The organism is Kitasatospora sp. NPDC054768 (assembly GCF_053612025.1).
In genome coordinates, this window is sequence record NZ_JBSHBN010000010.1 from 50,682 (window position 1) to 63,591 (window position 12,910).

Here is a 12,910-nt window from a genome sequence, read left to right on the forward strand (position 1 = left end):
CCGTTGCCGGGGGTGCCCTCGGGTTTCGTTTTGCCGGTGGGGGGGGCCCGCCCGGCTTTCGCGCCCGGCCCCCCCCCGGGCGCCGCCGAGCCCCGTGGGGCCCGGCCACCCGCCGGGCCCGAGGCGCCCACCACCTCTCCAGACCTCACCGAAGGACACCGCCATGGGCAGGGCCTACCAGCTCGAAGCCTGCGACCCCACCGTCACCTACTTCCTCGACCACTTCACCCACGACCGCATCCTCCGCGCCATGGACCGGTTCGGCATGATCCAGGACCTCCACGACCACCTGCTCGACCTCGCGCTCAACGCCCAGGGCAACGCCCAGGGCAACGCCCAGGCCCGAGCCGGCGGCCACCCGCCCGCGCACCCGCAGGACGCCGTCGAGGCGATGCTCCGCGGTGTCCTGACGGCCAGCATCCCCAACCCGGCCGGCATCCCCCGGTACAAGCTCGCCACGGGCGAAGGCTGGCTGGTCACCCCGGCCGAGATCACCGCCGCCCTCGCCGCCCACCAGCGCGCCTCCCGCGAAGACCGGGCCGCCGCGAGCAGCCTCATCGACGACTGGGCGCCGTGGATCGAGTTCCTTCACGTCGCCGGTGACCGCGCGGGAATCCGCAGCAACTGACCTGTCAGGCCGGGCCGCCCGCGGCGGTCGGCCCGGCCTCCCGAAACCTCGCAGGAGTCATCCATGGGCTTCGAGCTCAACATCGAGCCGGTCGACGACCACGCCGACACCCTGTCCCCCTGGTACTACACCACTACCCTGGGAATGGCCGCCATCCGTACCACCATGCGCGGGCTCGGCATGCTCACCGTCCCGCAGTCGCCGACCTTCCCTGAACTCTCCACCTTCGGCCTCACGGTCGCCGACCTCCCCGCTCCAGGGCAGGTCGTACCCGGCAAGGAAGCCAACCTCGCAGCAGCACAGGCCGCACTTGCAGAAGTGCGTGCCGCGACTGAAGGGCCCATCGTTCGAGGCATCCCGCACTACAAGTTGAACAGCAACATGGAACGTTGGCTGATCGTCCCCGCCGAGATCACCGCAGCCCTTGCCGTCTACGACGCCCGGCCCGCCAGCGAACGCGAAGACCTCGAAGCCTGCTTCGACGACTGGCGCCGCTGGATCCCCTTCCTGCGCCGCGCAGCCCAGCATCGCGGCGTCCGCGTCTACTGAGCACCCTGCAACCGTCCCGGAGTCCCCGTCATGACACTGCACTTCCGTATCGTCCAGCGCGCCGGCGAACCCGACGGCCCAGAGCACCGGTACGAGACCACCGCCCTCGGGCTTAACTCCCTGCGCGGCACCATGCGCAGGTTCGGGATGCTCACCGACTACCAGCCGCTGTTGTGGCCGGACCTCGACGGGCCGCAGCCCCACCGCCTCCTCCAGGAGGCCCCGGACAGCACCGACCCTGACCCCGGCGGCATCCCCGACAGCAAGCTGACCTGTCCCGGCCTCTGGCACATCAGCACCGCCGAGATCACCGCAGCCCTCGCCATGTACGACTCCTTGTTCGCCCTCCCGGCCCGGCTCGCTGTCGAAGACCCCGAAGACGGATACCCCGGGTGGGTGCGCTGGATCGCCTTCCTGCGCCTCGCCGCCGACCACGACGGAATCACCCGCCGGACCTGAGCACCTTCAACCCCTCAACTTGTATGGGCTCTCATTCATGAGTCCGACATCACCTCTTGGACTTCCACATGACCACCCCCGACCTCACCCCGCCTCCACCCGAGATATCCCACGCCGCCAACCACTGGCATCTCGCGATCAAGCCCTGCCCCGGGCGCCCCAGCGACGACCTCCCCGGCCCAACCTGCCCGCCCGCCCGACCCGTGGCCGACGACCCCGAGAACTGAGAGGAGCCCCCGTGTCCATCACCTTCACCGACTTCCTGTGCGGCGCCGGCGGCTCCTCGACGGGCTTGGCCGAAGCCGGACTTGAGCTCAAGTTGGGCGTCAACCACTGGAACCTGGCGCTGGCCACCCACGCCGCCAACCACAGCCGGGCCGACCACCTGTGCATCGACGTGTCCGGCATGCCGATGCGCTACCTGCCCAGAACCGACATGCTGTGGGCATCGGTGATCTGCACCGAGATCAGCCCCGCCGGCGGTCGCCGCCGAGAGACCCCGCAGCTCGACCTCCTCGACGGCGACGACGAGTTCAAGGTCCTGCCCGACGCCGCGTTCGAGAAGACCCGCGTCACAGCGTGGTGCGTCGTGCGGGCCGCCGAGGTCCACCGCTACCGGGCCATCGTGGTGGAGAACGTGCTCGAATTCGCCACCGACTGGGTCCTGTTCACGGCATGGATCGACGCGATGAAGGCGCTCGGCTACAACTACCAGATCACGTCGGTGAGTTCGGCGCACATTGGAGACGCCGACAACCTTCGGGCCCCGCAGTGGCGCGACCGCATCTACATCACGTTCACCCGCAAGGGCATGCGCAAGCCCAACCTCACCCCGTCCCCGGCCGCGTGGTGCTTCGAGTGCGGCGAGCAGGTCAACGCCGTCCAGGCCTGGCGAGACCCGAAGATCACGATCGGGAAATACGGCAAGCAGTACGACTACCGCTGCCCCAACACGCGCTGCCGCCACGCCCTCGTCGAACCGTGGGTGCGTCCGGCCAGCGCAGCCATCGACTGGACCGACCTTGGCCAGCGCATCGGCTCCCGCAGCAGGAAGCTCGCCGACACCACGATGCAGCGCATCGAAGCGGGGCGCGCGAAGTACCCGTACGAGCCGTACTCGATCACCCTCACCCACGGCAAGGACGGCGGAGACCGCGCCTACGCGGTCACGGAACGGCCGATGCCGACCCGCAGCACCAAGCAGGGCGAAGCACTGATCGTGCCGGTCGGCGGCAGCTGGAACACCGAGCCGTACCCGGCGGAGCAGCCGCTGCGGACCCGCACCACCCGCGAGTCCGAAGCCCTCATCACCGCTCCGTACATCGTGGAGTTCCGCAACCACTCCTCCACTTCCTCGGTGCACGCCCCGATCTCCACGGTCAGCGCGCAGGGCAACCACCACGGCCTCGTCATGCCGGGAGGCCGCGTCGACCCCCGCGACCGCAACACCCTGGTGGTCCCGTACCGCAAGGCCACCGCCAAGCACGCCGGCTACCCGCTCCACACCCTTTCCACCCGGGACTCGGCGGCGGTCGTCGTCACCGCGGAGAGCATCGAGGACTGCTGGTTCAGGATGCTGAAGCCCAAGGAGCAGCTGGCCGGGCAGCGGTTCCCCGGCGGCTACATCGTGCTGGGCACCGGCGCCGAACAGACGATGCAGGCCGGCAACGCCGTGTCGGTGAACGTCGCCCACTGGATCGGCCGCCAGCTGCTGGAAGTCCTGTGACCGACCCCCGGCCGCGGTGGCGCCTTCGCCTGGATCCGCCACCGCGCCGCGCACTCGTCCTCGTGCAGGCCCCCGACCCGGAATGCCGCCACTGCGAAGGCGCCGGCGGCTGGGACGGCGGCCCGCTCCACGGCCGCTACGTCACCTGCGTCTGCCACGACCCGAGCCGCCGCCTCACCCTGCTGCGCCTCCACCGGCGCCCCGCAGACCGCCCCTGAACTCCTGCCCGGCCGCCCCGCCCCCCTTCCGGGGCGGCCGGGCAGGGCGCCCACCGACAAGGACCACCAAGCCCGTGTTCACCGCCCTGCCCGACACCGACCTGTTCACCCCCGCGTGCTACCGCGACCCCCTCTTCAGCCCCGCCGAAGGCGGCTGGGCGAACAAGGACGACCTGATCGAGAAGTGCACGCCGGTCATGCCCAAGTGCGTGCCCTGCCCTCACCGGGCCATGTGCATCCGCCAGACCCGCCCCCACTCCAGCAAGTTCGACGGCGTCGCCGGCGGCCGCCTGTGGCTCGGCGGCGAAGTCATCGGCACCGTCGACGGCGTCGACGACCTCGACCTGCCCCTGCCCGGCAAGCCCCGCGACATCTGCGGCACCATCGACGGCCACGAGCGGCACCGCATCGTCGGGGAGCAGCCGTGCGAGCCCTGCCGGGCAGCCGTCGACTCCCCGCCGCAGGTCGAGCCGGAGACCGACCCGGCGCAGGAACAGCTGCTCCTCACGATCGCGGCCTGACCTGTGCCGCGATCCTCCCGTCCCCGATCCCCTGGCAGCGGCCGAACGGCCCGAAGGGGAGGGCCCGATGGCGACCAGCGGCCGCAGAGGGCGCACGGCCGAAGCCCGCCCACGCCGCGGCCAGGCCCGGCACCACCTCCAGCAAGTAGCACCGCGGCCCGGGATGGGGCCGGTCGCGGTCCAGCAGTCACCAGCAAGGAAGTACGAACCGGATGAACACCACCGACACCGCGAGCACGCCCACGGGGCCCATCCCTCTGGTCATCGGCCTCGATCTGTCCCTCACCTCCACCGGCATCGCCGGCGTCGACTGGGCCGACGCCCTGCGGCCCAGGAGCCTGCGCGGCCACCCCCGACTGGACTGGCACAAGCGGGAGATCACCGACCGGGTCCGGCTCGCGGACCTCGTCGTCATCGAAGGCGCGGCCTACGGGCACGGCGCGCAGGCCGGACACCACGAACTCGCCGGGCTGTGGTGGATGGTGACCCAGGCCCTGTGGGAGCGCGGAATCCCCTACGCCCAGGTCCCGCCGGCCTCGCTGAAGATCTACGCGTGCGGGGTCGCCAACCCCGCCAAGGACCACCCCAAGACGGTGCGCGCCAGGGTGGCAAAGGGCATGGTCCGCGACGCCGTCGCCGCCAGGTACGGCCTGGAGTGCGAGGGTCCGGGCCGGTACGACAAGGCGGACGCCAGCATCCTCGCCCACATGGGCCGCGACTGGCTCGGCCACCCCGTCGTCGCCCTGCCCGAACAGCACCGCCGCGCTCTCGCAGGCGTCGCGTGGCCACAGATGCACCGGCCGACGGCGAACAAATCAACTGGTTTGGCGTAGAGGGGAATTGCTGGGAAAAAACCCGCCCCGGAGTGGACCCCCACAAAGGAGTGAGTATAGAATATAAACACAAGGTTGGAGAAAGGACCCCGATGAGCCTGCACCGCGAGAACGTCACCTGGCAGCGAGAAGACGGCACCTGGAGCATCGGCTTCTACAAGTTCACCGAGCCGTGGAAGTACGGCGGCGACCCCGACGACTACGACCACGAGTGGGACGTCGAGTACGACCGCAACGCCTTCTGGTACCTGTCGACCGGCCACCCCACCAGCGAAGCCGCCGAGAACGAATACACCAAGACCGAGCCCAACCCTGGCGGCACGACGATCGTGCGCTGGGAGCGCCCCGAAAACCGCGAGGAGATCGCCCGCCTCGACGCCATCGCAGCCGAGCACCCCGCCCGGCTGGCAGTCGAGGCCCGCGCACGAGAGGCCGAGTTCGCGGCGATCATCGCCCAGTGGAAGTAGCGGCGCCCCGCCCCGGCCGGCACCCCGCCCACGACCAATCCGCTCACCACCCCGGGAGAGAAGCCCATGACCACCGCCGTCGAACCCGCGGACCTTCACGACCTCGCAGCACTCGGCCAACTGCACGAATGGATCAGCCGCCACCACGATCTCGCACCCGCCGAGGCCGCCGAAGCCGCAGCCATCGTCACCGACACCCTGGCTGGCACCTGGCGACAGGTCGGCGAACTCGGCGAGACCTTCGCCGAGTGGCTGAGCGCCACCAGCCCCGCCCTCGTGCAACTCCTCGCCGACACCACCGCCCAAGCCCTGCGGGACCCATGGACCGGCTCCCACCAGCTGCGCATCGCCCGCCTGGCCCTCGCCGACCTTGCCACTGACCGCCGCCTCCACCACAACTGACCGCCCAGGGCAGCTCCCGGCCAGGAGCTGCCCGAACCGAGGAAGACCATGACCACCACCCTGCAGCCCGCACTCTCCACTCTCCTTGCCGCCGACAACCGCCGCCCCCTGGCCGCGCTGCTGGTCCAGGACTACGGCCTCACCCCGCTGGGCGCCGCCTACGCCGCCGCCGTCACCGAGAGCGCCACCCACGGCGCCTGGGAGGCCGTCGGCGGCGGAGTCCCATACGCCGAATGGCTGGCAAGCCTGCCGGCCCCGATCCTCGTCGCGGCCCTGCACCTGGCGGCCGCCGCCTGCCACACCGACACCGCGCGACATGGGACCGAGGCTGGCGCGGCCGTCCTCAACTCTCTCGCCGACCACCTCGATCACTGACCCGGAGACCTCATGGACGACCGATTCGCCGTTCGTATCGCAACCGACGGAGCCACGTTCCCTGTCGGCATCTACCGCCGCTGGGCGATCCCGCCGCAGGCCCGTGCGATCCGTCTCGGCCCCCTCCTTGTCCACGCGGCCCCACAGGCGCACGACCGGACCGTCAACCGCTTCGCCAGGCACCTCTGGAGCGAGATCGCCGGAGGCGGCACCGCTCCCGTGTTCCGCGGGCCGGTCTGGGCCACCCCCCACCCGAATGCCGGCGCCCCGCTGACCCGCAACCCGTGGCACCTCGACCACGTGATCAAGGACATCCTCCGATCGACGCCCAAGACCAGGCGCCGCCGCTGGGACCTGAGCGTGGCCACCGTGCCCGGCGGCCGCCCCGACGGCTTCAGCGGCCACGGCATCGCCTGCAACACCGGCTCGGGCCGTCGCGCGGTCGCCCTGTGCGACGCCGGTACCGGGGGCCTCGCCGGGGGGTACGCTCGACGGCACGCCGCAGCCCTCGCGGCGCAAGCCGTGAGGACGGGCGACCCGCTCAGGGCCCTCCGGCGGCAACTCGATGCCGTCCGCGCGGAGCCGTACTCCTGGGGCGGCTCGCTGTCCGGCGTCATCGTCGCGACCTGGCGCGCACAGGACGCCTTCCTCCAACTGGCCTGGTCCGGCGGCATCGCGGCCTACTGCCTGCGCACTCCCGGCGACGCGTTCGGGGTGCCCGTCCGCGAGGACCACGGAACCGGCCCGGTGGGGCCGCTGACCTACCGGGAGGTCTCGATGCGTACCGTCAGCTGGCTGGCGCTGGCCACGCCCGGGGCCAACCTGCACGCGACGATCAACCGGGGGCACCTGTACGAGTCCCTGGACTACGGAGACGACCCGAAGGACGCCGCCGGGCGACTTGCCCGCGCCACGACCTCCCCGGGCGCGGAGGGAACCGTGCTGGTCGTCGACCTCCATCACGTCTACAGGAAGTCGGCGGCATAGGGGGGGAGTTGGGAAGTGTCGGTGTGGACACCGACACTGAATGAGTATAGAATTTAAACATGGGCGAGGGGGGATCCCCTCGAACCTGAGGAGACGCACATGAACTACAGCCAGCTCGCCGAGATGACCGCGAAGCGCATTCACAACCCGGGCATCAACGCCCGCCCCGTCCTCAACTCCGTGTACGTGGACGTCACCCCGGACGACGACCGCACCGTGAAGATCCAGTTCGGCCCGGGCGCCGGCCGCGGCGAGACCCGCGTCGAGATCATCCTCCTGGACGAGCGGAAGGCCGCCCTCGACACCGTCGGCGACGCCTTCGACACCAACTGGGCCGCCACCAAGGCCTACGACGCGCTGTTCGCCGCGATCGAGGTCTGGTACCCGGCCGCCGCCTGATCCGTCCTCGCCACGGGGGCCGCCGCCCGGCGGCCCCCGGCCCCACCCACACCAACACCCGGAGAGACCGTGCTTCTTCGCCTCGTGATCGCCGCCGCCCTCGTCGCACCGGCCCCGGCCGCAGCCCAGCCCACCGGATGGCGCGTCGCCATCCACGTCCACGGCCCCACGATGAGCATCGCCCGGATCATGCCCGAACCCCTGTGCGCGAGCACCAGCAACCACCTGACCGAGACCCTGCTCGAAGCCGGCTACGAGTCCTACGGCGTACTCGCCCAGAGCGGCACCGACGCGGCCAACCGGATCCGCCAGCTCTACGACACCCACGCGGAACCCGCACCGGGCGAGTACCCGCCCGCGGCCGACTGCTGAAGCGGATCCGGAGCCGAAACCCGGCCGAACCCGAAACGACGAAGGAAGACCGACATGCCCACAAGCAACGCACCGCTCACCCCCAAGCCGCACGAGCACACCGAGAGCCAGGCCAACGCCGTACTCGTCAACCCGGCCGGCGAGACCACGCCGGTGCACCTGCCGACCGGCCTCGGCGCCCGGCACGCCGCGGCCTCGCAGCACCTCGGAGGCGAAGCCGACTACACCGGCTACACCGCGACGTGCCCGCACGGCACGCCCGTCCTCTCCGCCGCCGTCGCGAAGGACGGCGACACCCTGCCGGTGAACCTGCCCGCGAGCCTCGCCCTGGACCTGCTCCGGGACGAACCCGCGCTGCTCACCCTGAACGGCCCGGTCCTCTTCCTCGGGCCCCCCGACGCCGACGGGCAGTACACCAACCTCACGGACAAGCAGGTCCAAGGCCTCGAACGGCTGCTGGCCGTGGTGCGGAGCGACCTCCGAACCCCGGTCGGGCCGTGAAGATCCGCATCGACCTGCACATCTCCCTCGACGCCGAACGCTGGGCCGCCGAAACCGGCTCGGATCCGTGGGACGCCGCACGGGACGCCTGCTGGTACGTGTCCGACGCCGGAGACTGCATCCCGCACCTCGGAGAGGACGGCTGCCCGGCGTTCATGCGTGCCGTGCCCGGCTGGACCGAGGAACAGGACCTCCTCGGCGCGGTCGAGATCCGCGCGATGTGGCTGCTGGAGTGCCCGGCAGACGACTGGATCGCCTGGCGGGAAGACCCCGGCCCGTACGGCACCGCCTACACGGTCACGCCCGGGAAGGCACGGGAGGACCTGGCCCGCACCGTCGTCGAAGGCCTCGCCAGCATGGCCCAGTTCGCCGACTCCCAGGCCGTCATGACCCTCACCCGCCCGTGGCACCAGATCTACGACACCCACTGGCGCACACACCCGGAGCAGCGGCCGGAGCGCCGACACCACACCCGCTGGTAGAGACCCCGGAAAGGGCCCGACCCTGTGCTGACCGCCCACGAGTCCATCACCTGCGCCCACTGCACGTTCATCGTCGAACCCGGAGGCCTCGTCGGCCTGGTCTTCGACGACCTGTGCTGCGAGGACTGCGTACACGCCCACGAGTGGGCCACCAACGGGCTCTGAGCCCACCAGACCAAGGAGACTTCAACCATGCCCAACAGCACCTTCGCGTTCGCCGTCGACCCCGACGGCGAGCAGGACGAGATCCCCAACCCGCCGGATTCCAGCGGCCAGTGGGAGATCCTCATCCGGAACCTCGGCACGGGCTACTCGTCGCTGCCGATCGGCCGCTACACCGTGCACTGCCGAAACCGGGAGGCGGAGGAGGAGGCCAACCGGTACGGCCAGCAGATGTGGTCCGCAATCGCGGGCGGGGGACGAGCCCCGTTCTTCCGGGGCTCGGTCCTCGTCACCGGCCGCTGGCGCCCCGACGGCACCTACATGGACCTGGCTCGGGCCGACGTCGACCGCCTGTCCAAGGCCGCGAACTCCACGCTGTGGGTACGCCCCGCAGGCCCCTCGATCGGCGGGGCGCAGCTGCGGGGCCAGCGGGACAAGCAGTGTGACGCTCTCGCCGTGCACCGTGACCGGAACACCGGGGTGTGGGCGTTCGTGGTCTGCGACGGCGTCGGGGACACCGACGACACGGCCGCGTTCGCCCGGTACGCCGCCCCGCGGCTGGCGTACCTCGCCTCGGAGCTGGGCTCCCCGGGCGACGCGATCCGGCGGGTGCGGGACGAACTGCCGGACTGGTACCTGCGAACCGGAGTCGCGGACGGGACCACCTCCACCGCGGCGCTGGCGACCTGGCACCCCGACTGGGACGAGGTGCGCATCGCGTGGGCGGGCGACTCCCGGGTCTGGGCGCTCAGCCCGTCGGGGCGCAGCGAACTGGTGACCGAGGACCACAACCTGGCCGCCGTGAAGCGGCGCCTCGGCAAGCCGGTGGGCCGGTGGGGCCACAACCAGCTGCTGGCGGAGGTCGGCTACGGAGACATCGAGGAGCGGACCGTGCGCCGGGACCTCGTCGATGCGCTGGTGCTGTGCACGGACGGCGCCTACCACCCGCTGGAGAAGAGCGGCGCCACGCGAGCGGCCATCGACCGGTACTCCTACGTGACCCTCGACCGCTCCCTGGTCAAGTCGGCCGCCGGAGACCTGGTCGCGGACGCGGTGGAGCAGGCCGTCACCGACGCCCGTATGAGTAGTGGCGGGGAGCGGGCCGACAACGCCACGACGCTCGTTGCGGCCCTTCCAGAGCTCTGACCTACGGAAATGTAGCACTGTCCACCCATTGAGAACTTCCCGGCAAGGTGGACCCTCATCATGAATGAGTATAGAATTTAAACATGAAGGGAGGGGGAGAGGCCCCCACCCGCCAGGGAGGGAACCACCGTGAACGCGCTCACCGCCGCCGCCGAAGAGGCCCGCCACTACGCCAGCCTCGCCCGCTCCCGCGCCGCCCGCGCCGAGCAGGACATCCACCGCCTCACCCTCTCCGCCGCCGCCCTCGCCCTCGACGCGGTCGCCCGACTCCTGGCCCGCCCCGACCGCGAGGACGCCGTCCTCGACACCCTCGCCCTCGCCGAGAACTACGCCACCAGCCGCGACGCCGGCCCCGGCGCCCTCCCGCGGGACTTCTCCCTCACCGTCCTCGACTACCTCACCGCCTGACCAACCCACCCGGCCCGGGGTAGCGGCCCCGGGCCAATCATCGATCGGAGAACACCATGACCCTCCTCGGAAGCATCGACTCCATGGGCTACCTCGGCACCGTCACGATGCGGGGCCCCGAGCACCACGAAGCCGCCATCCTTGACGCCATCACCTCGGCCGACTCCTTCAGTCTCCGGGCCGCCAACAAGGCATTCACCATGGTCGAGCACTCGATCACCATCGGCTGGACCGTCCGGCCCGACGCCTTCCGGGATCTGACCTTCACCCAGTTCCACGAGCTCGTCTGGAACCGCTACTACGCCGACCTGTACCGGGACTGCCTCGCGCTGGACGCCGACGCCGACCGCATCGCCGAGGTCGCCTCGGGAATCGCCGTCGCCCTGGTCGACGACCCGCAGCTCAACCCCTGACCACCCGGCCCGGCCGCCCCCGCGGCGGCCGGGCCCCGCCCACCCCTCCTCACCAGCCCCGAAAGGCCACACCGCCATGCCCGCCAGCAACACCCGAACCAGCCACAGCACCCTTGCCGAGGAACTCTGCTTCGTCCCCGAGCAGCACCTGACCGAGGTGGTGCGGACGATCGTGGGCCACGAAGTGTGCCTCGAACTCGTCATGGCCACCGGCGCGCTCCTCCAGCTGGCGACCACGGTCTCCTGGGCCCGCCGCCCCGACAATCTGCTCGCCCTCAGCATCGCCCAGTACCACGACCTCGTCGCCCACTTCCACTACCCCGACCTGTTTCACACCGCGCTGCACCACGCCGGAGACCTCCGCGACGTCGACCACATCGCCGACCTCGTCGGCGCCGAACTCGCCGACAACCCCCACCTTCACCACTGACCGGCACCACCGACGGAGCACACGATGACCGAGCCCGAACCCACCGTGGCCAGCACCCTGACCGACACCGTGCTCTCCCTCGCCGGCCTGGGCGCAATGCAGGCGGCCGTGCTGGGGGAGTCGCCCCGCCTCGACGTGATCGTCCACCGCGACGCCCTGACCGCCCGCACCGTGATCCACGGCTACCTCGACGGGAGCCTCGTGGCCCGCGCCGAGTCCCATTTCAACCCCGCCGAGCCGCGCCTGCACCTGCACGCCGTCGACTCTGGCTCGCCCAGCAGCAACCGCTCCCACGCCTGGGCGCAGACCGCCCAGGACACCCCAGGAGCCCCGGACTCCGTCGCGAACCACCTGGCCGCGCTGGTCGGCAGGTACCACCCCCGCGGACAGGGCTGCGCAGACTGTGGCGACTTCGCTCACCTGCCGGACGCGCCGAAGTGGACCGTCGTCCTCGATGGCGACATGCAGATCGACCAGGTCCGAAAAGGTGTCCTGAGCCGCCGCGAAGCCAACGCCCTCGGCCTCACCGGGCGCACCTACTTCGTCGTGACCGCCCGCTCCCTGCCCTCGGCCCACGACCGGGCCCTCGCCGTCCTCGACGACTTCCTGGAAGAAGGAGGCGACATCGCCGACCACATCCTGGTCGACGCCGAGGCCACTGAGGGGAGGGACAGCCGATGACCGGCACCGAGGAGGCCCTGCGCGCGGCGAGCACCCGGCTGGGCCTGACCCCGCAGGTCGAACGCGCCACCCGAGACGCCCTGAACGCCGTCCTCAGCAGCGGCTACGACCACCGGCCGCAGGAGGAGTCGGACCTGAGCCCGGAGCAGTACAGGGCGCAACTCGCCGATGAGGCCGTCGTGGCCGTCTACACCTACACCGCGCTGCACCTGTCCGGCCAGTACGGGCGCGCCGCCGCCCACCTGCTCCACGCCCTGAACCGTTCTACGCCGAGAAGAGCCGGGGCCCAGAGCCCCACCCATCCCCCGTCCCTCCCCAGCACGGGCAGCGACCGGACACCCGACGACACCCGGCCCGCCGCCCTCGACCAGGCCACCCGGCTCCACCTCAGGGACCTCGCGGGAATGGCCATCGCCCGGCAGGCCACATGGCGGCTCGCCGTGATCAGCGGCGACGAGCAGCGCGTCGCCGCAGCCCGCGGCAAGGCCCGGCCGGCCATCCGGCGCCTGTTCGACGCCCAGCTCGACGCCCGCCTCATCACCGCCGAACAGCACAAGCAGCGGGTCCGGGCCCTGGAGACCGACGACGGCGCCCTCGACCTGGAGTGGTGAACACCCCTCGCGCCGTCCAGGCGGAGCCCGGATCTCCCGCCGGATAGGCCCGGCGCGGGAAGGCTCCGCCGACTGAACCCCTCCCCAGCACATCCACGCGGCCCGGCCGGTCGCAGCCCACCGGCCTGGCCTTTCCATGC

At 71.2% G+C, this 12,910-nt stretch carries 23 protein-coding genes; all 23 read left to right on the top strand.

Translation table 11 applies throughout. The annotated features are described in order from the left end of the window. Positions 1 to 163 precede the first annotated feature (163 nt). The 23 genes from ACWGKU_RS05070 to ACWGKU_RS05180 all read left to right on the top strand — a co-directional run bounded on the left by ACWGKU_RS05070 (position 164) and on the right by ACWGKU_RS05180 (position 12,770). On the top strand, positions 164 to 628 hold the full coding sequence (locus ACWGKU_RS05070; protein ID WP_452177074.1) for a hypothetical protein: 465 nt from the start codon (positions 164 to 166) through the stop codon (positions 626 to 628). A 63-nt stretch (positions 629 to 691) separates the two neighbouring features. Beyond that, complete coding sequence (locus tag ACWGKU_RS05075; protein WP_452177073.1) at positions 692 to 1,177, top strand: hypothetical protein; 486 nt, start codon at positions 692 to 694, stop codon at positions 1,175 to 1,177. Positions 1,178 to 1,207: 30 nt separating this feature from the next. Then, complete coding sequence (locus ACWGKU_RS05080; RefSeq protein ID WP_452177072.1) at positions 1,208 to 1,636, top strand: hypothetical protein; 429 nt, start codon at positions 1,208 to 1,210, stop codon at positions 1,634 to 1,636. 68 nt (positions 1,637 to 1,704) lie between these two features. Beyond that, positions 1,705 to 1,863 carry a hypothetical protein gene (locus ACWGKU_RS05085; RefSeq protein ID WP_452177071.1) on the top strand — a complete coding sequence of 53 codons (159 nt, stop codon included), beginning with the start codon at positions 1,705 to 1,707 and terminating at the stop codon, positions 1,861 to 1,863. A gap of 11 nt (positions 1,864 to 1,874) precedes the next feature. Next, on the top strand, positions 1,875 to 3,362 hold the full coding sequence (locus ACWGKU_RS05090) for a DNA cytosine methyltransferase (protein ID WP_452177070.1): 1,488 nt from the start codon (positions 1,875 to 1,877) through the stop codon (positions 3,360 to 3,362). 62 nt (positions 3,363 to 3,424) lie between these two features. After that, positions 3,425 to 3,580, top strand: coding sequence for a hypothetical protein (locus ACWGKU_RS05095; RefSeq protein ID WP_452177069.1), 156 nt, complete (start codon positions 3,425 to 3,427; stop codon positions 3,578 to 3,580). A gap of 74 nt (positions 3,581 to 3,654) precedes the next feature. Next, complete coding sequence (locus ACWGKU_RS05100) at positions 3,655 to 4,101, top strand: hypothetical protein (RefSeq protein ID WP_452177068.1); 447 nt, start codon at positions 3,655 to 3,657, stop codon at positions 4,099 to 4,101. A 212-nt stretch (positions 4,102 to 4,313) separates the two neighbouring features. Beyond that, entirely contained in the window at positions 4,314 to 4,934 is a 621-nt protein-coding gene (locus ACWGKU_RS05105) for a hypothetical protein (RefSeq protein WP_452177067.1), read from the top strand. Positions 4,935 to 5,026: 92 nt separating this feature from the next. Beyond that, positions 5,027 to 5,401: a hypothetical protein gene (locus ACWGKU_RS05110; RefSeq protein ID WP_452177066.1), complete on the top strand. Its 375-nt coding sequence runs from the start codon at positions 5,027 to 5,029 to the stop codon at positions 5,399 to 5,401. Between the two features lie 66 nt (positions 5,402 to 5,467). Beyond that, the gene (locus tag ACWGKU_RS05115; RefSeq protein ID WP_452177065.1) at positions 5,468 to 5,803 is read left to right on the top strand and encodes a hypothetical protein; all 336 of its coding nucleotides are present in this window, start codon (positions 5,468 to 5,470) and stop codon (positions 5,801 to 5,803) included. Between the two features lie 48 nt (positions 5,804 to 5,851). Further along, entirely contained in the window at positions 5,852 to 6,178 is a 327-nt protein-coding gene (locus ACWGKU_RS05120) for a hypothetical protein (protein WP_452177064.1), read from the top strand. A 12-nt stretch (positions 6,179 to 6,190) separates the two neighbouring features. After that, on the top strand, positions 6,191 to 7,165 hold the full coding sequence (locus ACWGKU_RS05125; protein WP_452177063.1) for a hypothetical protein: 975 nt from the start codon (positions 6,191 to 6,193) through the stop codon (positions 7,163 to 7,165). A gap of 99 nt (positions 7,166 to 7,264) precedes the next feature. Continuing rightward, a complete protein-coding gene (locus ACWGKU_RS05130) occupies positions 7,265 to 7,564 on the top strand; it encodes a hypothetical protein (protein WP_452177062.1) in 300 nt (99 codons plus the stop codon). A 69-nt stretch (positions 7,565 to 7,633) separates the two neighbouring features. Continuing rightward, a complete protein-coding gene (locus ACWGKU_RS05135; RefSeq protein WP_452177061.1) occupies positions 7,634 to 7,936 on the top strand; it encodes a hypothetical protein in 303 nt (100 codons plus the stop codon). Positions 7,937 to 7,990: 54 nt separating this feature from the next. Further along, positions 7,991 to 8,437, top strand: coding sequence for a hypothetical protein (locus ACWGKU_RS05140; protein WP_452177060.1), 447 nt, complete (start codon positions 7,991 to 7,993; stop codon positions 8,435 to 8,437). Further along, complete coding sequence (locus ACWGKU_RS05145; RefSeq protein ID WP_452177059.1) at positions 8,434 to 8,919, top strand: hypothetical protein; 486 nt, start codon at positions 8,434 to 8,436, stop codon at positions 8,917 to 8,919. The genes ACWGKU_RS05140 and ACWGKU_RS05145 overlap by 4 nt, the downstream gene beginning before the upstream one ends. A 24-nt stretch (positions 8,920 to 8,943) precedes the next feature. Then, positions 8,944 to 9,084 (top strand): hypothetical protein, encoded by a 141-nt coding sequence (locus ACWGKU_RS05150; RefSeq protein WP_452177058.1) that lies wholly within the window; start codon positions 8,944 to 8,946, stop codon positions 9,082 to 9,084. Positions 9,085 to 9,111: 27 nt separating this feature from the next. Then, positions 9,112 to 10,227, top strand: coding sequence for a SpoIIE family protein phosphatase (locus ACWGKU_RS05155; RefSeq protein WP_452177057.1), 1,116 nt, complete (start codon positions 9,112 to 9,114; stop codon positions 10,225 to 10,227). Between the two features lie 129 nt (positions 10,228 to 10,356). Next, positions 10,357 to 10,635 (top strand): hypothetical protein, encoded by a 279-nt coding sequence (locus ACWGKU_RS05160; protein WP_452177056.1) that lies wholly within the window; start codon positions 10,357 to 10,359, stop codon positions 10,633 to 10,635. 56 nt (positions 10,636 to 10,691) lie between these two features. After that, positions 10,692 to 11,048: a hypothetical protein gene (locus ACWGKU_RS05165; RefSeq protein WP_452177055.1), complete on the top strand. Its 357-nt coding sequence runs from the start codon at positions 10,692 to 10,694 to the stop codon at positions 11,046 to 11,048. A 76-nt stretch (positions 11,049 to 11,124) separates the two neighbouring features. Further along, complete coding sequence (locus ACWGKU_RS05170) at positions 11,125 to 11,478, top strand: hypothetical protein (RefSeq protein WP_452177054.1); 354 nt, start codon at positions 11,125 to 11,127, stop codon at positions 11,476 to 11,478. Positions 11,479 to 11,502: 24 nt separating this feature from the next. Beyond that, positions 11,503 to 12,159 carry a hypothetical protein gene (locus ACWGKU_RS05175; protein ID WP_452177053.1) on the top strand — a complete coding sequence of 219 codons (657 nt, stop codon included), beginning with the start codon at positions 11,503 to 11,505 and terminating at the stop codon, positions 12,157 to 12,159. Then, positions 12,156 to 12,770: a hypothetical protein gene (locus ACWGKU_RS05180; RefSeq protein ID WP_452177052.1), complete on the top strand. Its 615-nt coding sequence runs from the start codon at positions 12,156 to 12,158 to the stop codon at positions 12,768 to 12,770. Before ACWGKU_RS05175 ends, ACWGKU_RS05180 begins: the two co-directional genes overlap by 4 nt. Positions 12,771 to 12,910: the final 140 nt, after the last annotated feature.